The organism is Ruegeria jejuensis, assembly GCF_041537905.1.
Lineage (GTDB): Bacteria > Pseudomonadota > Alphaproteobacteria > Rhodobacterales > Rhodobacteraceae > Ruegeria_C.
The window spans coordinates 124,653-144,861 of record NZ_JBGRUO010000012.1; the positions used below are offsets into that span (position 1 = coordinate 124,653).

A 20,209-nucleotide genomic window follows, 5' to 3' on the forward strand; every position below is an offset into this window, starting at 1 on the left:
CAGCGCCACTCGGACTGTGATTTTGTTCACTTCGCTGGTTTTCAGGTCTCTAAATGCATAATTTGCGAACAATGAAGGATTGGCAGCCTTTATTATTTCGATTTTAGACACAAAAAGGGTGGTTCGGCGCGGTTTTCTCACCTGTTCGGCGGCGCTCAACCCGCCTCGATCTGGCGGGCCAGGTTGCAGAATGCCTCAAGCGAGACCTGCTCGGCGCGCTCAGTCGGCTTGATTCCCGCCGCCAGTAACCGGTCTTCGATATCGGGGCTGACGCCCTTGAGCGCGGCGCGCAGCATCTTGCGGCGCTGGTTGAAGGCCGCGGCAACCACGCGGCTCAGAACCTGCGGATCGGCCGGATAGCGGGGTTCGGGCAGGGCGGTCAGGTGGACCACCGCGCTGGACACTTTGGGCGGCGGCGTGAAGGCGCCGGGCGGCAGCGACATCACGATCCGCGCCTCGGCCCGCCATTGGGCTAGTATGGCGAGCCGCCCATAGGCCTTGCTGCCGGGCTGCGCCACGATGCGGTCCGCCACTTCACGCTGGAACATCAGCGTCAGGCTCTGCCAGAAGGGCGGCCAGTCTTTTGGTGTCAGCCAGCGCACCAGCAATTCGGTGCCGATATTATAGGGCAGGTTGGCTGCGACCCGAATCGGAGGGGTGAGATGGGCCAGCGGGTCGACCTCCAACGCGTCGCCATTGAGCACCTCCAGCCGACCGGGATAGGCGGCGGCGATCTCTTGCAGGGCGGGCACGCAGCGCGTGTCCTTTTCCACTGCCAGCACCCGGCGCGCGCCCTCAGCCAGCAGGCCCCGCGTCAACCCGCCGGGTCCGGGGCCGATCTCCAGCACGTCACAGTCCGAAAGCACGCCCGCCTGCCGAGCGATCTTGGCAGTCAGGTTCAGGTCCAGCAGGAAGTTCTGGCCCAGCGACTTGCGCGCGGACAATTGATGGGTGGCGATGACCTCGCGCAGCGGGGGCAGGGTGTCTATGGCGCTCATTGGCGCTGGCCTTTGGCAGTCTTTGCCATCCTTTGCGCCAGTTTCAGCGCCTCGATCAGGCTGGTCGGTTTGGCAATGCCCTTACCGGCGATGTCGAAGGCGGTGCCGTGATCGGGCGAGGTGCGGATGAAGGGCAGGCCAAGGGTGACATTCACGCCCCGGTCGAAATCCAGCGTCTTGATCGGGATCAGCGCTTGGTCGTGATACATGGCGATGGCGGCGTCATAGCGCGCCCGCGCGGCGGCGTGAAACATCGTGTCGGCGGGGTGCGGACCAGTGACGCGCAGGCCTTCGGATTGCATTTGCGCGACCAGAGCTGCGATCCAGTCCAGCTCTTCCTGCCCCATCGCGCCACCTTCGCCAGCATGCGGATTGAGGCCCGCTATGGCGAGTCTTGGGTCAGCAATGCCGAACTGATCCCTGAGGCCTTGCGCCGTGATCGCGACCGTGTCGCGCAGCAGGTCGGGGGTGAGGGTAGCGGGCACCTGCGCGAGCGGGATGTGGATCGTGGCGGGCACCACGCGCAGCGCTTCGCTGGCCAGCATCATCACCACATGCTCAACCCCGCCCAGAGCAGCCAGAAACTCGGTATGGCCGGGATAGGCAAACCTGGCCCCGTCAATCAGCGCCTTCTTGTGGATCGGCGCGGTGCAAAGCGCCGAAGCATGCGCTGAGCGCACCAGATCGACACCGGTCTCGATGGCCGCGATGACGCCTTTGGCGTTGCGCGGGTCGGGCTGGCCGGGCGTGGCGTTGCCCGCAAATTCCAGCGGTAGCACTGGCAGCGCCGAGGCGGAGATCGCCCCGGCGGTCGCCGGGTCCGCTACGGTCACGATCGGGGCACCGGCGGGCAGGTGGCGGGGATCGCCGATCCAGACAAAAGGGCAGGTCTCGCGCAGCGCCTGCCAAGCGCTCAGAGCGATCTCCGGGCCGATACCGGCCGGTTCGCCGCAGCTGAGCGCGATGGGCAGGTCGCTCATTGCTCGACGATCACCGCATCGGCGCGCAACTGCTCCATCAGGCTTGCGGCAAAGGCGTTCAGGCGCTGCTCGGTCAGAGCGCGGGCCACATCCTCGCGCGAGGCATCATCACCCAGATCGCGGGCCCGGCTGCAGAGCATGAGCAGCACCAGCGTCTGGCCGTTATTGCGGGTCAGCGTGGTCGAGACCTCGTCAGGGTCGAGCTTGGCCAGCTCCAGCGCGATGTCCTTGGGGATTTCCGAGGGTTTCGCGCTGTTGCGCTCCAATACGGTTTCGGGTTGGCCCTTGGCGATGCCGTAAAGATCATCGCAGGTATCGATCCGGCTGGTGATCTGGGCAGCCTTTGACAGCGCTTCCGGGCTGCGGCCACCGGGGATGAAATAGGTGGCATAATCGATGGTGGCATAGCGGGGCGTGCCGGTTGCGACCTCCTGAATGTCGCGCATCTGGAACAGGGCGATGGCGTTGGGCAGAGGGATCGGCGGCGTGATGTCACCGGGGGCCAGCGCAAGGATCTGGGGCTGCAAGGCGGGCGGAATCTGGGTGATGGGCAACCAGTCGAGACGGCCCCCGTTATTGCGCGTATCTGATGCCGAATACTGCACGGCAGCGGCTGAAAAAGCGTCATAGCCCTGGACCTGCGAAATCTCCTTGGCCAGTTCCTCGGCCTGCGCAAGGGTCTGGGGCGTGATCGGAATGATCACCTCGGACATCAGCACCCGCAGCCCGCCTCCGCCGCCAGCCTGACCCAGCGCGCGGTCAATCTCCTGCTGGGAGGGGCGGGCCTGTGACAGGTAGCGGGCTTGAATATAGTCACGCCAGGTCAACTGGTTGCGTACAAAATCGCGCAGCGTTTCCTGTGAAATGCCGACATCGTTCAGGGCCGAGATGAATTCTTCGCTGGTCAGATCGGCGCGGCTGGCAAATTCGTCTATGCCAAGCTGCACATCTTCGGGCGCCACCTCGATCCCGAATTCGTCGGTCAGTTGTTCGCGCAGGCGGTCGTCGATCAGCGCCTGGCGGGCGTCTTTCTCGGGGTCGCCGGGCAGGTTCAGGATATCCATGAACTTGATACGCTGGTCGAGTTCGAAATTGGTGATGATCCCCTGATTGACGCGGATCGCGGGCGAGAACAGGCCCTGTGCCTGTGCCGCGCCCTGCATCAAGATCACGCTCAGCGCCAGAGCAATGGCAAGCGCGAGGGGTCTCGTCAATTGTGTCAGGTCTTTCTGCATGATCGCCTGTATTCTTTGCTTGCGCCTTCGACGGCAAACCCGTCCAGTGAAAGCGAGATTCCGAAATCCGTGGACGGTTCCACGCTGGTTGAGGATGTATAGCGACGGCTCAGGGAAATGTTAATGGTCAGGCACTCGTTCTTGTAGATGGCTCCGATCCCGGTCCGCACCGCGCGCGAGTCCTGAATATCATAGCGCACATCCGCCAGCGCCCGCCAGTTCGGATCGACCTGATAGCCGCCATCGAACCACACTTCCGAGACCGCCATGTCGCGGTCTTCCTGCTCGTCACGCCCAAGCCAGAGATAGGTGCTGCTGAAATTCAGCCGGTCGCTGAACCAGTCTGCCCGCACCTCTGCCTTGTTGAAATTGAGCGACCCGTTCAGCAGGCCCCGCGTGGTCAGGGCCAACCCGTTATCCATGCGAATCTGCCCGGCCAGCAACAGGTCCGACGAGGTGCCGTTCAGCCCGGATGTCTTGGTGAAGTTCGGGTTCGCATATTGCCGGAACACCTGGCCGATCGTGGCATAGGCCTGCCAGCCGTTTGGATCGAACCGCGCCCAGTTCAGGCCATAAGCGAAGGTTGCGCCATCCTCGCGCACATCAGGCGCCGGAAAGCGCGACAGGCGCAGCAGATCGCCCTGATCGAATTCAACAAAGCCGCTTTCATCATTTGGAACGTCCGAGTTGGTCACATGGGTCCAGCCCATCTGCGCGATCGGTTCAAGATACTGCGTGGCACCGGAGTCCTCGCGACGCGTCATCGGATAGCGCAGGGTAAGCGCTGCCCGCGGTGTCGCGCGCAGGATACTGTCGGGAGAGGTGGTGTCGTCGCGAATCTCGAACCCGTCCACGGATGTTCCCAGATGCAAATCGGTGCGCAGGCCCGCGCCCAGAATCCAATGGCGGTCCCAGGCCGCATCGGCCGTTGCACGGGCAAGATCGCGACCGACAATGTCCTCGTTCGAGGACCTGTGATGGGCATGCCCCTCGAAGCTCAGGCGAAATTCGCCACCGATCCGGGACGGGAAATAGCGTCTCTGATAGTCCAGATCGATCACTTCAGAGGCGGTCTCGCCATCCTGGTCATCGTCACGCAGCGATTTGTAGTGAATGAAACGGGCCAGAAAGGCCTCGTCGCGGGTGGTACGCTCCAGTGCGACCTGGCTGCGCAGACGGTCAAAATCGGGCAGTCCGTAATCCAGCAGATAGCCGTCATCGGAGACGGTTTTGAGGTCGAAGCTGAGCTTGTAGCCATTGTTCAGCGCAAATGCCCCGTCGGCAAAAAGATACCCCCGGTCCTGGCCCCGAAGAATATCATCGCGGGTATATGCGCCATTGATGTTAATGCGCCCGCGCCGGAAGGCCTGCCGGTAGCGGAAACCCAGCGTCCGGGTCTTGGGAGACAGGTAGGGCGTCAGCGTCAGATCCCGGTGATCGCCCAGCTTGAAGAAATAGGGCACGCGCACCCCAATTCCCAATTGTGAAGTGGAACGGATCGAGGGAACCAGAAATCCGCTGGCACGTTTCAGGGTCGGGTCGGGCAGGCGCAGCGCGGGAAAATAGAAGACCGGAACATCAAGAACCCGGAACTGCGCGCCTTCGAAATATAGCTGCCGTTCGGCCTGATCATGGGTCACTTTCTGCGCCCGGATCTGCCAGAGCGGCGGGCGGCCATCCTCGCAGACATGGCATGAGGTGACGGCGGTCTTGTAGAGCTGCGTATAGCGGCCTCCGACGCGGGTCATCTGCAGTGAGGCCAGTTGCACCTGCTGCTCGAACACCATACGGGCGCCGCGCAACAGACCGTTCTGCAAGCCCTGATCCATCTCGGCGGCATTGGCCAGAATGGTGATCTCGCCGCCCTGATCGATGCGGATCGGGCCTTCGATGGACAAGGTGCCGCTTTCGCGGTCAAAGGTGATCTTTTGCGCCCGCAGCCGCACGTCGCCTTGATAGGCCTCGACATTGCCTTCTGCGATCAGTTGTCGCTCGGGCGTGATAAAGACCTGATCGGCCACCAGCAGCGCCGGGGTCTGTTCCTGTGTTTCAGAGCCGGGTGGCGCGGCCGTGGTCTGCGCCTGCGGGGCAGGGGCCGCAGCGAAGCAGGCAAGCAACAGGACAAGGGGTAGTCGGGGCATTATCCGTCCTCTGCATGCAGCAGCAGACCCAGCGCCAGCATGATTGCGGCGGCTGGCGGCGCCCAGGCGGCAAGCGCCGCAGGAATCTGCCCGTTTTCGCCCAGAACCTGAGCGAAATTGCGAATGAAATAAAGCGTGAAGCCCAGCAGTATCGAGGCCAGAACCGCCACACCGGTGCCGCCAAATCGCGCGTGACGCATGGTGAAGGCAGCCCCGATCAGCACCATCGAAATCAGAAACAGCGGCCGGGCCAGTTCAACCTGCAGCCAGACCTCGTGCCGCTTGGTCGAAAATCCGGCCTCGCCCAATTGCTGGATCATCTCGGGCAGATCGTAGATCGAGATGCTTTGCCGCCGCCCGATACTGTCGCGGATGCGCTCTTCGGTGATGGTTGTGCCGATCTCAAGCGTGTCATGGAAAGCGGCGTTGGTTTCCGGGTTGATCCCCGCGATCAGCGGCCAGACCTTGGCGTTGCGCAGGATCCATTGATCACCAACCAGTTGCGCGCTTTCGGCATCGATCTGGCGCAGCGGTCCGCCATCGGGGGCATAGGTCAGGATGGTGACGCCTTGCAATGTGCGGCTGTCCTCTTCGAAGCCGGTTGCGTGGATGACGGATTGCCCCTGATCATCGCCCTGACGCAGCCACAAACCCTCGCCGCTCAGCGACAGGACAGAGGGGCCGCCATTGCGGTAGGTATCGCCCAGGATCTGTACCCGCTCCGAGGTTGCCGCCACCATCGGGTTGAGCGTTGAGACCGCAAGCCCGCCGATACAGGCTGCAACCAGCACCGGCGCGACCAGCACCCGTAGCCCCGAGCGCCCGGTGGCGCGCGTCACCACCAGTTCCGAGCTGCGCGCCAGCCCGACAAACAGCACGATGGTCGACAGGATCATCAGCAAGGGCAGGATCTCGTTGATCGCGGCAGGGGCGCTCAGCAGGGTCAGGGTGAAGATCTGGCCGATGCTGACATCGTCGCCCTCGAAACGGCGCAGCTGTTCGATCAGGTCGATCAGCAGGATGAGGGTCAGAAAGACCATGCCGATCACCATGAACCCCTGCATGAAACGGCGGGCGAAATAGCGGTCCAGAATCATGTTGCCTGTCCCCCGGTCTGGCGCGAGCCACGCAGGATGACCGAAAGCGGCCGCGATCCGATCTGCAGGAACAGGCACGCAATCGCGATCCCCAGCACCGTGGGCAGATAGGTCAGCGGCCAGAGGCTGGCATCCTGCAGTACCGCATCCGACACCACACCGCGCAGCACCTCCAGGCAGATCAGGATCACAAAGGCCAGCAGCGCCTGCTGCCAGACGCCAAACCGCGAGAACCCGCCCAGCATCAGCGTGGCATAGCCGATCATCGTGACCGCGATACAGACCAGGGCCCGGGCAAAGCGCAGATGCAGCTCTTCGGCGATCTTGCCGAGGCTCAGCTCGTCCTGTTCCGCGACTCCTTCGGGATCGCGGATCATTTCGATTGTCGGGATGGCGCGCACATTGCGTTTGCGCATCTCGCTGCGGCGGATCAGGCTCGTGATGTCATAGCTGAAATCGGAAAAAGCGGTCGAGGACAGCGTGTTGCCCGCCTTGTTGAGGCGCAGTGCCAGCCCGTCTACCATGATCAGATTGGCATTGTCTCCATCACGCACCAGAAACGCCTTGGCTCCGGTGTAGATGGTGCTTTCTTCCGGATTGCGGCGATCGGACAGAAACACGTCGTTAAGCGTGCCGCCTGTGTCGATCTGGCGGATATAGAAGGTGACGCCATCGGCCGGGTTCAGAAAGCTGCCCTCGGTCAACAGGCGCGCGGTGACATTGCGGGCCACCTCGGATTGGCGCAGTTCCAGCTGCTGGATCGAGGAGGGCAGCAGGAAGTTGGTCAGCGCGCTCATCATCAGCGCGGTTACCAGACCAAAGGCGATGGCGGGCCGTGCCAGTCGCCAGGGGCCAGAGCCTGTGGCCTGCATCACCGTCAACTCGCTGTCATTCTTGAGCCGGTTGGTGACATAGACCGCCGCCGCAAACGCCGCCAGAGGCAGAACCATGCGGATCAAGTTGGGCAGGGCCAGCGCAGTGAATTCCAGGAAAACCAGCGCCGACTGGCCATCGCTGATCAGCGTATCAAACAGCGACACGGCCCGGTTGATCCAGAAGACGGCAACCAGAATCAGGGCAAAAAACCCGAAGAAGAGCAGAAACTGCGACAGCACATATCTGTCGTATCGTGTCACTGCGATCTCCTCGAACCTGCCAATCGTTTCTTTTCGCGCGACATTAGATCAAATGATGCGCCGGGAAAACTGCTATCTGGTCAAGGCAGGGGCATCGCGTTACCTCTTGGGTCAAATGATGCCAAGGAGCCGCAGATGAACAGCCTGATCCCGATCCGTTTCCAGCCCACCGATCTCGACACCATCGCCGAAGCCACCGGTCGGGTGGTTATCATCGTGCCGCCCGAAGGCAAGCTGGACCCGGCAGCGCGGCGCGCCAACCGGCTGACCAAGGGCGGCGTGGCGCGGCTGGTCGAAAGCGAGAAGTTCGAAAAGGCCAAATCCGGTCAGGTGATCACGCTGGCCTGGCCCGCAGGCATGCAGGCCGAGGCGCTGGATGTGCTGGTGCTGCCGCGCCGTCCGTCTGTGACCGAGGCCCGCAAGGCAGGCGCAGCACTTGCCAAGGTCAAGGGCGCGTCGGCGATGCAGGTCATGGCCGGTAGCCAGAACAAGGCCGAGGAGCTGGCGCTTGGCATCGCCCTGCGCAGCTACAGCTTTGATGCCCATAAAACGGCGGATGCCGAGGACCCGGGCGAGGTCGTGATCGCACATACCAAATCCGATGAAGTTGCCGAAGCTGCCGCGCCCCTGCTGGCGATCGCCGAGGGCGTGCATATGACCCGCGACCTGATCAACGAACCGGCCAATGTGCTGACCACCACGGAATTCGCCGACCGCGTCAGCGCCCTGGCCGAGCTGGGCGTCGAGGTCGAGATCCTTGACGAGGACAAGCTGGCCGAACTGGGCATGCGCACGCTCTTGAGCGTCGGGCAGGGCTCCGACAGCCCGTCGAAAGTGGCGGTGATGCAGTGGAAAGGCGGCGCCAAGGACGACGCGCCATTGGCGCTGGTCGGCAAGGGCGTGGTGTTTGACACGGGTGGCATCTCGCTCAAGCCGTCGGCGGGCATGGAAGACATGACCATGGACATGGGCGGCGCGGGGGTTGTCGCGGGCACCATGAAGGCGCTGGCGCTGCGTAAGGCCAAGGCCAATGTGGTCGGCCTGATCGGTCTGGTGGAAAACATGCCCTCGGGCAATGCCACGCGGCCCGGCGACGTGGTGACCTCGATGAAGGGCGACACAGTTGAGATCATCAATACCGACGCCGAAGGCCGCCTCGTGTTGTGCGACGTGATGTGGTACGCGCAGGAGCGGTTCAAACCGGCGGGCATGATCGATCTGGCGACGCTCACCGGTGCGATCATCATTGGCTTGGGGCATGAGAATGCCGGGGTGTTCTCCAATAATGACGAGCTGTGCAATAGCTTCCTCAAGGCGGCAGGGGCCGAGGATGAGGGGGCCTGGCGGATGCCGCTGGGCAAGGCCTACGACGATCTGCTGAAATCCCGGATTGCGGACATGAAGAACATCGGCGGCCGCCCGGCAGGCTCGATCACCGCCGCGCAGTTTCTGGCGCGCTTCGTGAAAGAGGACACGCCCTGGATTCACCTCGATATCGCCGGGGTCGCCTCGGTCAAGGGCGAGACATCGTATGCACCCAAGGGCGCGACGGGATGGGGTGTGATGGCGCTCAACCGGCTGGTGCAGGACCGCTTCGAGCAGGGCTGAGATGGGGGCCGCCTATTTCTACCACCTGACCCGGCGTCCGCTGGAACAGACGCTGCCCGTGCTGCTGGAAAAGGCCCGCAGTGCGGGCTGGCGGATCGCCGTGCGAGGCAGGGATGCGGGGCGGCTGGACTGGCTGGACGAACGGCTGTGGCTTCACCCCGAAGAGGGGTTTCTGCCGCATGGCCGCGCAGGCGGGCCGCATGACGCGGCCCAACCCATCCTGCTGACCGACCGTACCGAAGCGGCGAATGATCCGGCCTGCGTGATGACGATCGACGGCGCGGAGATCACGCCCGAGGAGATCGCTGCGCTGGAACGGGTCTGCATCCTGTTCGATGGCAACGACCCCGAGGCGGTCCAACGCGCGCGCGCGCAATGGAAATCCCTGTCCGACGCAGGCTGCGCCGCGCAATACTGGTCCGAGGAATCGGGCCGCTGGGAGAAGAAAGCCGAAAGCGCGGGATAACGGAGTCCGCGGCCTGTTCTCGGGCGCACGGATGTCAAAATGAGATGGTCAGGTCTTCTTCACCAGATGCCAGACCTGCTCGACAGGGTATTTCTTCGCCCACTCCGCCGGAATAGCCCCCCGTATTCCCTGTGCCCAGTCTGGTGCGAACACCTCCTGGTATTTGCTGACGGTGAAGCCGATCGTGGCAAACAAGTCCATCCAGTCGGAAATCGTCAGGTTGAAACAGACGCCGCTTGGATCGAATTCGACCTCGGTCCAATCCGCGCCCCACATGCCAACATAAGGCCGATGCAAGGTCGTATCGCAAGGCGACCCGTCCAGAGGTGAGCAAAGCAGCGACAAGGGGTGATTGCCCAGAAACACCAATTGCCCGCCGGGGCGCAGCAACCGCCACGCTTCGCGAAGCCATTTGTCCGGCGCACACCAGATCGCCGCGCCATATTCAGAGATCGCGAAGTCAAACGAGGCGTCGGCTTGGCAGGTTTCTTCGGCATTTCCTTCGATGAACGTGATCTTGACCGCGTGTTCCTTCGCCAATCGCGCAGCGGTCGCGAGTTGGAGGGGAGAGACATCAATTGCGGTGACCCGCGCCCCGCGTCGGGCCATCCAGCCGGACACATAGGCGGTTCCGCATCCAAGCTCGATGGCATCCTTGTTGGTCAGGTCCGACGGCAGAAGCTGCAAGGAGTCATCTGCATTCCCCCAATTCCCCCATTCGGGCGTCTCGGCACGCCAGAGGCGCTCGCCAACGGCAACCCAATTGGCGGCATCAGCGTCCCAGACGTCTCGGTTTACGGAAACATAGTCGCGCGTCATGGCTCGTTCTCCGGCTGTGCTGACGCTACTCTACGTCATTCCACAACTGGCTGACACCCAGAGGCCTGCGATGGTCGCAGACGGTCTCGTTTCCTGGCCGATCTAGCGCTGCAGGATCAATGCGCCGTTGGTGATCTGGACGCTGGGCCAGCGTTGCAGATACTCCATCCCAAGCAGGGACCGGTCCATCTCGCCCTCATTGACCCAGGCGGTCAGGTTGTTGTCGGTGAAGCCGCCCAGACTGACGGCTTCAATCTCGACCGGGGCGGTGCGCACTTCGCCGTTGGCGGTCATGGCGCGGCCGAAATAGTTCAGCGCGTCGGTATCGATGCCCACGCGTTCCGCGTCGCGATGGCTCAGCACCACCTGGCTGGCCCCGGTATCGACCAGAAAATCCACCGGTTTGTCATTAACCATCAGTTGCAGGTAATAATGCCCGTCCGGTGCACGCGGCACCGAGATGCCGCTGTCGCTGACGCTTATGCGCAGGCCCGGATCGACCGTACTCTGGATATCCTCCCACAGCCCGTAGGCGGCGATCACCCCGATAAAGATCAAGGCCCAGGCGGCCAGCTGTTGCAAGGTCTTGTTCACACTCTGCCGGTTCTGGGTAAAGAACCAGAACGCAAGCGCCGACCCCAGAAGGGCCAGATAGGCAAACCGTGCAATATTGTCGCCGTCCATATGCGCCACCCAATTCACTGATACGGGGTCGATATAGGCGTTCAGGCCGCGAAACCAAAGTCCCTGAGACCGTCCAGAATGAACTGCACCGCCAGGGCGGCCAGCAACATGCCCAAAAGCCGCGTGACCACGTTCAGGCCGGTCTTGCCCAGCAGCCGGCCCAGAAGGTGGGAATTGAGGTTGAGCACCAGCAGGATCGCCATCACCGCCAGCATCACCGCGATCACGGTCGCAAGTCCCTCGATCCCCGGATTCTGCCCGGCCAGCAGGATGATCGTCGCAATGGCGCCGGGCCCTGCGATCAGCGGGATGGCGAGGGGAAAGATCGACGGGTCGGGGTGTTCTTCTTCTTCGGCGCTGTTCTCGCGGCGTTTGGTGCGCCGATCAAACAGCATGTCCATGGCGGTCAGAAACAGCAGCGCACCACCCGCCACGCGAAAGGCCGACATCGAGATCCCCACGAAGCCCAGCAGCGCCTCGCCAAACGCCGCGAACAGGATCAGGATCAGCGAGGCGGTGAGACAGGCGCGCAGCGCGATGCGCCGCCGTGTCTGCAGATCCATCTCATGGGTGATCGCCAGAAAGATCGAGGTCTGCGCGGGCGGGTCGATCACCACAAAAAGCGTGGTGAAGGCCGAGATCAGAAAGGCCATATCGATCATTGGGCCGCGTCCTTCTGCAAGTCTGTCAGTATCGTCAGCGCCCGATCCGCCATGTCGGCGGGCACATAGACATGGTCATGGTGATAGGCCGCAACCACATTGGCGGGAATGCTGGCCTGAGCCAGCGCGGTTGACACGGCGACGGTCAGCCCGACGCCTTCGAGCGAGGAGTTGACCCGCAGCGTGACGCAGCGCATCGCCGGCGCATCTGCCGGAGCAGCCTGCGCCGGGATGATCAGTGACAGCCCCTCCGGTTCGCCGTAGCTGGCGATGGTCCCGTCCGGCCATGACATATCGGCGGGCCACATGACAAAGGCATACTCATCCGGCAACAACACCGGGTTCATCCCCGCGATCATCGCATCGGTATCCTTGACCTGTTCGCTCATGAGACGGCCTCGGCCGCTTCCAGCCGTTCGGCGGCCTCCATCCATAGCGTTTCGGCCCGTTCCATCGCCTCGACCACCTCGGCGAATTTGCGGTTCCAGACCTCAAGATCGCTGACCTTATCCTCCTCATAAAGCGTGGGATCGGCCAGTTTCGAGGACAGTTTGTCATGCATGTCATTCAGCTTGCCAAGCCGGTCTTCGCATTTGCGCACCTCTGAGCGCAGCGCCAGGATCGCGTCGCGCGAGGGACGTTTGGGCTTGGCGGCGCGGGGCGCTTTCGGGGCGGGCTTCTCGCGGGCCAGCAGCATGGCGCGATAGGCGTCCAGATCGCCTTCATAGGGTTTCACAGTGCCGTCCGAGACCAGCCATAACCGATCCGCCACCAGCCCCAGCAGATGCATGTCGTGGCTGACCAGAATGACCGCACCGGTATAGGCGGTCAGCGCCTCGACCAGCGCTTCGCGGCTTTCGATGTCCAGGTGGTTGGTCGGCTCATCGAGGATCAGCATATGCGGCGCGTCGAGCGTGGCAAGCAGCAGGCTGAGCCGCGCCTTCTGCCCGCCAGACAGCCGCCCGACCAGTGTCTCGGCCTGATCGGCGTTCAAGCCAAATCCCGCCAGCCGTGTGCGCCACTTTCCCGGTGCCTCGGCAGGGCGCAGGCGGCGCAGGTGATCCAGTGGGGTTTCGTCCACGCGCAGCTCATCGACCTGATGCTGGGCGAAATAGCCCACCCGCAGCTTGTTTGCGCGCGTGGTCTTGCCCGCCATCAGCGGCAGACGCTCGGCCAGCAGTTTCGACAGCGTCGATTTGCCTTGCCCGTTCTTGCCCAGCAGCGCGATCCGGTCATCCTGATCGATGCGCAGGTTCAGCCGTTTCAGCACCTCGGTCTCGCCATATCCCGTTACGCCGCCTTCGAGCGTGACGATGGGCGGCGACAGCTCTTCGGGTTCGGGGAAACTGAAGGCGCGCAGTGCGGCTTCCTGCGGGGTCGAGATCAGCTGTATGCGGTCGATCATCTTTAGCCGCGATTGCGCCTGAACCGCCTTGGACGCCTTGTAGCGAAACCGGTCCACGAAGCTTTGCAGATGCGCGATGCGGGCCTTGGCCTTGGCGTTTTCCGCCTGTGCCACCGCCAACCGTTCAGCCCGGCGTTCAGCGAACTTGTCATAAGGCACCGCGTAATAGGTCAGCTTGCGGTCCTCCAAATGCAGGATCGCGCCCACCGCACGGTTCAACAGGCCACGATCATGGCTGATGATGATGACCGTATGGGGGTATTTCGCCAGATAGCTTTCCAGCCACAGTGCGCCTTCGAGGTCGAGATAGTTGGTCGGTTCGTCCAGCAGCAGCAGATCGGGTTGCGCAAAGAGGACCGCGGCCAGCGCGACCCGCATCCGCCAGCCACCCGAGAAATCGGCGCAGGGGCGCAGTTGATCGGAATCATCGAATCCCAACCCTTTGAGGATCGCAGACGCGCGCGCCTCGGCCGACCATGCGTCAATATCGGCCAGCCGCGTCTGGATATCGGCGATGCGGGCGGGGTCTTGCGCGGTGTCTGCCTCGGCCATCAGCGCTGAGCGTTCGGTATCAGCGGCCAGCACCGTGTCGATCAGCGAGACATCGGAGGAGGGCACCTCCTGCGCGACGCCGCCAATGCGGGCCTGACGGGGGACCGAGATGCGCCCTGATTCCAGCGCCAACTCGCCCCGGATCAGCCGGAACAGCGTGGTCTTGCCGGTGCCATTGCGCCCGACCAGACCGACCTTATGGCCGGTGGGAATGGTGGCGCTGGCGCCGTCAAAAAGCGGCCGTCCCTCGACCGCATAGGATATGTCTTCGATCCGCAGCATGCGCGGCTCTTAGCAGAGCGTGCATGACGCCGCCAGCCGCTTGGCATGTTCAACATGCAACAGATGTGCTAGCGCTGACCGGGTTGTCATTCCACAACGGTTTTCATCATGCGCGCGGCTCATTCGCCCCCATCTCTGGTGACATTGATTTTCGTGACGGCCCTGTCGGTGCTGTCACTGAACATGTTCCTGCCCTCCCTTGCGCGGATGGGCGAGGATTTTCAGGTGCCCTATGGTTTGGTCAATCTCTCGGTGGCGGGCTATCTCGCCGTTTCCGCCGTCTTGCAGCTGATCGTTGGGCCGCTGTCCGACCGGTGCGGGCGCAGGCCGGTGATTCTGATTTGCATGGCGATCTTCGTCTGCGCCTCCATTGGCTGTGTGCTGGCCGAGTCGATCTGGGTGTTCCTTGGCTTTCGCATGCTGCAGGTCGCCGTGGTTGCCGGACAGGTGCTGTCGAGCGCATCCATCCGCGACATGTATCCACCAAACGAAGCGGCCAGTCGGCTTGGCTATGTTGCGATGGCAATGGCGCTGGCCCCGATGCTGGGGCCGATGCTGGGCGGCGCGCTGGATATGGCGTTCGGTTGGCGCGCCGGGTTTGTCCTCTATTCGGTGCTGGGGGCGGGGATGCTGGTGCTGCTTTGGGCAGATATGGGTGAGACCAATGCCAACAGGTCCTCCACCTTTGCCGCACAGTTGCGGGAATATCCGCATCTGTTCCGGGCGCGCAGGTTCTGGGGATATGCGCTCTGCGCGGCGTTTTCGATCGGCGGATTCTTCAGCTTCATCACCGGCGCCCCCTTGGTTGCGGCCGCCTGGTTCGACCTGAGCCCCGCGATGCTGGGACTAGGGATAGGGATCATTACCGGCGGTTTCATGGTCGGTAATTTCATCACCGGGCGTATCGCGGCCCGCACACCGCTGACCACCATGATCCTTGTCGGGCGGGTGGTTGCCTCGTCTGGCCCGTTTGTGGGGTTAATGCTGTTTCTGAGCGATCAAGGCTCGGTCTGGGTGTTCTTTGGCTCGGCCATCTTCGTGGGCTTTGGCAACGGTCTCACCAACGCCAACGCATCGGCCGGGCTGATGTCGGTCCGGCCCCGGCTTGCGGGCAGCGCGGCCGGCCTTGCCGGGGCGATGATTGTAGCGCTGGGTGCCGTCCTTACCTCGCTCACCGGGGTGCTGGTCACCGCCGCAAATGGCCCGTTTCTGGTTCTGGGTATGATGTGCGCGTGCAGTTTCGTCGGCTTGCTTGCAGTACTTTATGTGCGTCGGGTCGATCGACAGGACCCGCTGCCGAACACGATCTGATCGCCAAAGGCGCGCGCGGTGCAGCATTGCACTTTTCACGCGCGCCTTGCCGTGTTAGGCGGCGCGCGGAATAGTCCGGCGCGCCCGCGCCGTCAGAGCAAGGAGAGCCGCACATGGCACTGGAACGCACCTTTTCGATCATCAAACCCGATGCAACCCGCCGCAACCTGACCGGCAAGATCAACGCCAAGTTCGAAGACGCAGGCCTGCGCGTCGTGGCGCAGAAGCGCATCCACATGACCAAGGAACAGGCCGGCAAGTTCTACGAAGTGCATGCCGAGCGTCCGTTCTATGACGAGCTGTGCGAATTCATGTCCTCGGCTCCGGTGGTCGTGCAGGTTCTGGAAGGTGAAGGCGCCATCGCGAAGAACCGCGAAGTCATGGGCGCCACCAACCCCGCAGACGCCGCCCCCGGCACCATCCGCGCCGAGTTCGCGGAATCGGTTGGAGAGAACTCGGTCCACGGCTCGGACGCACCGGAAACGGCGGCTGTCGAGATCGCCTATTTCTTCTCGGGCATCGAACTGGTCGGCTAACTCCGCCGCTCGATCACCCCAATCGCATCAAGGGCCGCTTCGAAGTCGGAGCGGCCTTTGTCGTAGGAGGAGGCCACCAGCGCGTCGAAACGCGTACGCAATTCCGCCTTTTCCTTGCCCCTGCCATCGTTCCATCGGCGGCCCTCCGGGGCCATGACCAGCACGTAATGGCCGATAAATGCGGCTGCTGCCGGTCCTCAGCAGCATCGCATAGGCCGTATCCGCGCCGAGTTCGCGCAGGATTGCTCATAAGCGGGATCGAGATTGCGGATGGACGAGACAGGGGCGGGCATACAGGCAATTCAATCAGGCAGGATAGGCGTGTCACGTCAGGACAACTGCTCTGGTAGTCCGGCTTGTTTGTTAACGTGACATCTACTTTTTAATGACGCATATAGGTTGAGTCGCGCGCGGGGTCTTTCAGGTTTTGGCAGTAAGTGCGCCGGGGGAAGTAGAAGGTAGAAAATGGCACGAGTAGCTCCAACACAGCAAACGTCCAAGGCATTTGGTCCCTTGCTTGAAAGTGTTCACTGGGCGGACCAGACAATTACATACAGTTTCCCGAGCGATGGGGCGTTACTCACTTGGCTCGAACCGGCAGAAAGTGGAACTCTTCAAAAATTAACCCCAGGACAGCAACAAGTCGTGCGGTCGAACCTGGACGCAATTTCGGGTTTCACTAACCTGAAATTTGTGGAGGTGGAAGAAACTGAAAACACCGAAGCCACTCTTAGATACATGGTCGAACCAGTTGAGTATCGCAGTTACATAAATGCGCCTTACGAGGCACCAGGTGGAGGAGATGCTTATCTGCCTCTAAGGACCTTTGCTCCAGCAGCAGGCAGTAATGATTATGCTGATATTCTTAAGGTGCTTGGATATGCATTGGGCCTTAAGGATGGGGCTTATGTGCAGGGTTTTGCGGGTTCAGAATTTGATAGTCCCGAGTTCACCTCTCGTACGTCATCTGAGTACGCTGGGGACTCTTCTCCGCATATTTCCAGCTTCTTAACAATTGATGGACCGCAATCTTTCATGCAGCTTGATATTGCGGCTCTACAGTACCTCTATGGCGCGAACTACTCCACCTCAGGCGAGGTCTGGAGCGGTGACACCATCTATAGCTTCAATCCAAGTACTGGCGAGATGATGATCAACGGTGAGGGTCAGGGCACACCCGCCGGTAACAGGATTTTCCGAACGATCTGGGATGGTCATGGCAACGACACTTATGATCTGAGCAATTATGCAACGAAACTTCAGGTCGATTTGAGGCCGGGCGCCTTTTCCACATTTTCCGAGGCTCAGCTGGCGCGTCTTGATAGGTTCGCGGATGACCCTATCCCGCTTGCGGCTGGCAATGTGGCAAATGCTCTTCTGGTAGATGGCGATACTCGCGCTCTGATTGAAAATGCAATTGGCGGTAGTGGTAGCGACCGTATTGTTGGCAACCAGGCAAACAACATCCTGAACGGCGGAACCGGTAACGACACGCTGAACGGTTTCAAGGGTGCGGACCGTTTGATCGGTGGGCAGGGCAACGACAGTTTGCTCGGCGGGCTTGGCAACGACCGGCTTTGGGGCGCCGATGATCACGACCGGTTATCGGGTGGAGACGGGCTGGATCGCCTTTATGGCGGCGCCGGGAACGACACCCTGCTGGGTGACGATGGCAATGACGTGATACTTGCTGGCCACGGGGTGGACCTGCTTGCCGGTGGCAACGGAGATGACCGCTTGTCCGGGCTTCAGGGGCGGGACCGCCTTCATGGTGGTGCCGGAAAAGACACCTTGCTGGGTGACGATGGCAACGACGTCATTTTTGCCGGCCATGGGGTGGACGTGCTTGCCGGGGGTAACGGGCATGACGAATTGTTGGGGCTTCAGGGACGGGACTATCTGTATGGCGGCGCCGGGAACGACACCCTGCTGGGCGGTGACGGCAATGACGTGATGCGTGCCGGCCATGGGATGGACGTGCTTGGTGGCGGCAATGGACACGACCGGCTGTTCGGGCTTGAGGGACGGGACACTCTCGAGGGAGGGGCAGGTAACGACGTTATCACCGGTGGGATCGGAGCGGATCAGCTTTATGGCGGTTTGGGAGCGGATCGTTTTGAATTCACGTCAGCCTCCGACAGCAACAGCGCCAATGGGATCGACAAGATCCACGACTTTACGGTCGCGGTGGATGTGATCGACCTGTCCGCCCTGTTCGAGGGGCAGGCAACGCTGGTTCTCGGTGGCGATTTCGCGCAAGGCGCGGCGTCGGTGCGCACGTTCGATCAGGCAGGCACCACGATTGTCGAGGCGGATATCAACGCCAATGGCATCGCGAATTTCAGGCTGGAATTTACAAGCGCTTTGCAACTGTCCGAAGCGGATTTCCTCTTGTAACCTGCTCAGTGCGTTGCGCGGTGCGGGATGACATGTGGATATAGCCAAAGCGGTTGGCGAGAACGCGATCCACGGCTTGGACGCACCGGAAACCGCCGCGGTTGAGATCGCCTGTTTCTTCGGGTATCGAACTGGTCGGCTAACCCCGCCGCTCGATCACTCCAATCGCATCAAGGGCCGCTTCGAATTCGGAGCGGCCTTTGTCGTAGGAGGAGGCCACCAGCGCGTCGAAGCGTTTGCGCAGCTCGGCCTTTTCCTTGCCCTTGCAGTCGTTCCACGGACGCCCCTGCAGGGCCATGACCAGCACGTAATAGCCAATGAAATGCGGCTTGCTGCCGGTCCTCAGCAGCATCGCATAGGCCGCATCTGCGCCCAGGTCGCGCAGTTCTTCGGCGCTGTGAATACCTGCCCGCGCGCAGGCTTGTTCATAGGCCGGGCCAAGATTGCGGATCGAGGAAACAGGGTTTGACATGGGGCGACCATATTTTGGCGCGGAACCCATGTCACGTGCAAGTATCGCGCAGAGATTTCACTTAAATTCCCTCATATCGCCATATCTCATATTCACATCTTGGGCGAACAGGCAGTAAAAGGCTTGCGTTAACGTTGAATAAGAGCGTGCCTTGGCCGGTATCCGCCAAAGCTCTGGAGCAGTATCGATTATGAGTACCACCATTTACACCCCGTCATCCTCTGAAGTGTTTGATCCATGGCTGTTTCATTCTCATTGGAATGTCAGGGAAGCGGGCAAAACCTATACCCCTTCAAACGCGCCGGGACTGAACGTTCTGGAATATAGTTTTCCCAACGCTGCAACGATAGCGCGCGCCTATGACAATGACCCGGACTACGTCGGGCTGTCTTCCGCCCCGGCTGACGTACGGCTGGCCGTCGCTGATGCCTTTGCCGAAATCGCCAGCTTTACCAATATTTCGATCTCGCAAAGCAACAGCGTAAACGCCCCGATTCAGGTCGCCACAGACCCGGCAGTTGGCGGTGGATATGCATTTTTGCCAGGCAATTTTCGACTGGCTGGCAATATCGGACTCGGGAGGGATGTGACAAATCCTGTGCCCGGAAACGAGGCCTATCTCATCATCATACATGAAATCGGCCATGCGATGGGGCTTGAACATGGCCATGAATACCCGGCATTTGTGGCAAGCGGGTTTGACAGTCAGGATTACACCGTCGTCACCTATACGGACTATGTCGGGGATACGAATACGTTTTCCTTTGACACCGGGCATATAGACTGGCCGCAATCCTACATGCAGCTCGACATCGCGGCGATGCAGTTCCTGTATGGCGCGAATTACGCGCGTTCCGGCGAAGTCTGGAGCGGCGACACCACCTACAGCTTCAATCCCAATACGGGCGAGATGTCGATCAACGGTCAGGGGCAGGGCGCGCCTGCGGGCAACCGGATTTTTCGCACGATCTGGGATGGCGACGGCAATGACACCTATGATCTGAGCAATTATGCGGCACATCTTCGGGTCGATCTGAGCCCCGGCGCGTTCTCGACCTTTTCGCAGGCGCAGCTGTCCGATCTCGATAGATTTTCGAGCGATCCTGATCGGACTGCAATAGGCAATGTGGCAAATGCCAGACTGGTCGAAGGGGACACCCGGGCGCTGATCGAAAACGCGATTGGCGGTAGCGGAAACGATGCCGTTAAGGGAAATCAGGCGGCCAACCGGTTGGAAGGCGGCGCCGGAAACGATGCCATCAACGGAGCAGAGGGCAACGACGCTTTGCTCGGCGGGCTTGGCAACGACCGGCTTTGGGGCGCCGATGATCACGACCGGTTATCGGGTGGAGACGGGCTGGATCGCCTTTATGGCGGCGCCGGGAACGACACCCTGCTGGGTGACGATGGCAATGACGTGATACTTGC

General features: G+C 61.6%; 19 protein-coding genes. 6 read left to right on the forward strand and 13 right to left on the reverse strand.

The window, feature by feature from the left end:
* Window positions 1–155: 155 nt before the first annotated feature.
* From rsmA to lptF, 6 genes are read right to left on the reverse strand one after another with little or no spacing between them, the layout of a single operon-like run.
* Complete coding sequence (gene rsmA, locus AB1E34_RS15110; RefSeq protein ID WP_372573168.1) at window positions 156–998, reverse strand: 16S rRNA (adenine(1518)-N(6)/adenine(1519)-N(6))-dimethyltransferase RsmA; 843 nt, start codon at window positions 996–998, stop codon at window positions 156–158.
* Window positions 995–1,978: a 4-hydroxythreonine-4-phosphate dehydrogenase PdxA gene (gene pdxA / locus AB1E34_RS15115; RefSeq protein WP_372573169.1), complete on the reverse strand. Its 984-nt coding sequence runs from the start codon at window positions 1,976–1,978 to the stop codon at window positions 995–997. The genes rsmA and pdxA overlap by 4 nt, the downstream gene beginning before the upstream one ends.
* On the reverse strand, window positions 1,975–3,192 hold the full coding sequence (locus tag AB1E34_RS15120) for a peptidylprolyl isomerase (protein WP_445758214.1): 1,218 nt from the start codon (window positions 3,190–3,192) through the stop codon (window positions 1,975–1,977). Before AB1E34_RS15120 ends, pdxA begins: the two co-directional genes overlap by 4 nt.
* A gap of 5 nt (window positions 3,193–3,197) precedes the next feature.
* The gene (locus AB1E34_RS15125) at window positions 3,198–5,354 is read right to left on the reverse strand and encodes an LPS-assembly protein LptD (RefSeq protein WP_372573171.1); all 2,157 of its coding nucleotides are present in this window, start codon (window positions 5,352–5,354) and stop codon (window positions 3,198–3,200) included.
* Window positions 5,354–6,451, reverse strand: coding sequence for an LPS export ABC transporter permease LptG (lptG, locus tag AB1E34_RS15130; RefSeq protein WP_372573172.1), 1,098 nt, complete (start codon window positions 6,449–6,451; stop codon window positions 5,354–5,356). The genes AB1E34_RS15125 and lptG overlap by 1 nt, the downstream gene beginning before the upstream one ends.
* Complete coding sequence (gene lptF, locus AB1E34_RS15135; protein WP_372573173.1) at window positions 6,448–7,587, reverse strand: LPS export ABC transporter permease LptF; 1,140 nt, start codon at window positions 7,585–7,587, stop codon at window positions 6,448–6,450. The genes lptG and lptF overlap by 4 nt, the downstream gene beginning before the upstream one ends.
* 135 nt (window positions 7,588–7,722) lie before the next feature.
* Here lptF and AB1E34_RS15140 point away from each other — a divergent pair, with 135 nt between their 5' ends.
* Window positions 7,723–9,195 (forward strand): leucyl aminopeptidase, encoded by a 1,473-nt coding sequence (locus AB1E34_RS15140; RefSeq protein WP_372573174.1) that lies wholly within the window; start codon window positions 7,723–7,725, stop codon window positions 9,193–9,195.
* 1 nt (window position 9,196) lies between these two features.
* Window positions 9,197–9,661 (forward strand): DNA polymerase III subunit chi, encoded by a 465-nt coding sequence (locus AB1E34_RS15145; protein ID WP_372573175.1) that lies wholly within the window; start codon window positions 9,197–9,199, stop codon window positions 9,659–9,661.
* A 48-nt stretch (window positions 9,662–9,709) separates the two neighbouring features.
* On the opposite strand, the gene AB1E34_RS15150 is transcribed toward AB1E34_RS15145, so the two are convergent.
* The 5 genes from AB1E34_RS15150 to AB1E34_RS15170 all read right to left on the reverse strand — a co-directional run bounded on the left by AB1E34_RS15150 (window position 9,710) and on the right by AB1E34_RS15170 (window position 14,065).
* Entirely contained in the window at window positions 9,710–10,480 is a 771-nt protein-coding gene (locus AB1E34_RS15150) for a class I SAM-dependent methyltransferase (protein WP_372573176.1), read from the reverse strand.
* Between the two features lie 102 nt (window positions 10,481–10,582).
* The gene (locus AB1E34_RS15155; RefSeq protein WP_372573177.1) at window positions 10,583–11,164 is read right to left on the reverse strand and encodes a retropepsin-like aspartic protease family protein; all 582 of its coding nucleotides are present in this window, start codon (window positions 11,162–11,164) and stop codon (window positions 10,583–10,585) included.
* Between the two features lie 41 nt (window positions 11,165–11,205).
* Window positions 11,206–11,826 (reverse strand): MarC family protein, encoded by a 621-nt coding sequence (locus AB1E34_RS15160; RefSeq protein WP_372573178.1) that lies wholly within the window; start codon window positions 11,824–11,826, stop codon window positions 11,206–11,208.
* Window positions 11,823–12,215 (reverse strand): ACT domain-containing protein, encoded by a 393-nt coding sequence (locus AB1E34_RS15165; RefSeq protein ID WP_372573179.1) that lies wholly within the window; start codon window positions 12,213–12,215, stop codon window positions 11,823–11,825. Before AB1E34_RS15165 ends, AB1E34_RS15160 begins: the two co-directional genes overlap by 4 nt.
* On the reverse strand, window positions 12,212–14,065 hold the full coding sequence (locus tag AB1E34_RS15170) for an ABC-F family ATP-binding cassette domain-containing protein (RefSeq protein ID WP_372573180.1): 1,854 nt from the start codon (window positions 14,063–14,065) through the stop codon (window positions 12,212–12,214). Before AB1E34_RS15170 ends, AB1E34_RS15165 begins: the two co-directional genes overlap by 4 nt.
* A gap of 108 nt (window positions 14,066–14,173) precedes the next feature.
* Here AB1E34_RS15170 and AB1E34_RS15175 point away from each other — a divergent pair, with 108 nt between their 5' ends.
* Entirely contained in the window at window positions 14,174–15,376 is a 1,203-nt protein-coding gene (locus tag AB1E34_RS15175) for a Bcr/CflA family efflux MFS transporter (RefSeq protein WP_372573181.1), read from the forward strand.
* Between the two features lie 113 nt (window positions 15,377–15,489).
* Complete coding sequence (gene ndk / locus AB1E34_RS15180; protein ID WP_372573182.1) at window positions 15,490–15,912, forward strand: nucleoside-diphosphate kinase; 423 nt, start codon at window positions 15,490–15,492, stop codon at window positions 15,910–15,912.
* Here the strand turns inward: ndk and AB1E34_RS15185 are convergent.
* Window positions 15,909–16,076, reverse strand: coding sequence for a hypothetical protein (locus tag AB1E34_RS15185; RefSeq protein WP_372573183.1), 168 nt, complete (start codon window positions 16,074–16,076; stop codon window positions 15,909–15,911). The genes ndk and AB1E34_RS15185 overlap by 4 nt on opposite strands.
* 301 nt (window positions 16,077–16,377) lie before the next feature.
* Between AB1E34_RS15185 and AB1E34_RS15190 the strand changes: the two genes are divergently transcribed.
* Window positions 16,378–18,309 (forward strand): M10 family metallopeptidase C-terminal domain-containing protein, encoded by a 1,932-nt coding sequence (locus tag AB1E34_RS15190; protein WP_372573184.1) that lies wholly within the window; start codon window positions 16,378–16,380, stop codon window positions 18,307–18,309.
* Between the two features lie 139 nt (window positions 18,310–18,448).
* Here AB1E34_RS15190 and AB1E34_RS15195 read toward each other — a convergent pair whose 3' ends face one another.
* Window positions 18,449–18,781: a TfoX/Sxy family protein gene (locus AB1E34_RS15195; RefSeq protein WP_372573185.1), complete on the reverse strand. Its 333-nt coding sequence runs from the start codon at window positions 18,779–18,781 to the stop codon at window positions 18,449–18,451.
* Between the two features lie 190 nt (window positions 18,782–18,971).
* On the opposite strand from AB1E34_RS15195, the gene AB1E34_RS15200 reads away from it, so the two are divergent.
* A partial coding sequence (locus AB1E34_RS15200) for a M10 family metallopeptidase C-terminal domain-containing protein (RefSeq protein WP_372573186.1) occupies window positions 18,972–20,209 on the forward strand: 1,238 nt, incomplete at its 3' end.

Excerpts from the sequence above, each read along its gene's own strand:
- rsmA (WP_372573168.1), bottom strand. The coding sequence starts at position 998 with ATGAGCGCCATAGACACCCTGCCCCCGCTGCGCGAGGTCATCGCCACC.
- pdxA (WP_372573169.1), bottom strand. The coding sequence starts at position 1,978 with ATGAGCGACCTGCCCATCGCGCTCAGCTGCGGCGAACCGGCCGGTATC.
- AB1E34_RS15125 (WP_372573171.1), bottom strand. The coding sequence starts at position 5,354 with ATGCCCCGACTACCCCTTGTCCTGTTGCTTGCCTGCTTCGCTGCGGCC.
- lptG (WP_372573172.1), bottom strand. The coding sequence starts at position 6,451 with ATGATTCTGGACCGCTATTTCGCCCGCCGTTTCATGCAGGGGTTCATG.
- AB1E34_RS15140 (WP_372573174.1), top strand. The coding sequence starts at position 7,723 with ATGAACAGCCTGATCCCGATCCGTTTCCAGCCCACCGATCTCGACACC.
- AB1E34_RS15145 (WP_372573175.1), top strand. The coding sequence starts at position 9,197 with ATGGGGGCCGCCTATTTCTACCACCTGACCCGGCGTCCGCTGGAACAG.
- AB1E34_RS15150 (WP_372573176.1), bottom strand. The coding sequence starts at position 10,480 with ATGACGCGCGACTATGTTTCCGTAAACCGAGACGTCTGGGACGCTGAT.
- AB1E34_RS15155 (WP_372573177.1), bottom strand. The coding sequence starts at position 11,164 with ATGGACGGCGACAATATTGCACGGTTTGCCTATCTGGCCCTTCTGGGG.
- AB1E34_RS15160 (WP_372573178.1), bottom strand. The coding sequence starts at position 11,826 with ATGATCGATATGGCCTTTCTGATCTCGGCCTTCACCACGCTTTTTGTG.
- AB1E34_RS15165 (WP_372573179.1), bottom strand. The coding sequence starts at position 12,215 with ATGAGCGAACAGGTCAAGGATACCGATGCGATGATCGCGGGGATGAAC.
- AB1E34_RS15170 (WP_372573180.1), bottom strand. The coding sequence starts at position 14,065 with ATGCTGCGGATCGAAGACATATCCTATGCGGTCGAGGGACGGCCGCTT.
- AB1E34_RS15175 (WP_372573181.1), top strand. The coding sequence starts at position 14,174 with ATGCGCGCGGCTCATTCGCCCCCATCTCTGGTGACATTGATTTTCGTG.
- ndk (WP_372573182.1), top strand. The coding sequence starts at position 15,490 with ATGGCACTGGAACGCACCTTTTCGATCATCAAACCCGATGCAACCCGC.
- AB1E34_RS15190 (WP_372573184.1), top strand. The coding sequence starts at position 16,378 with ATGGCACGAGTAGCTCCAACACAGCAAACGTCCAAGGCATTTGGTCCC.
- AB1E34_RS15195 (WP_372573185.1), bottom strand. The coding sequence starts at position 18,781 with ATGTCAAACCCTGTTTCCTCGATCCGCAATCTTGGCCCGGCCTATGAA.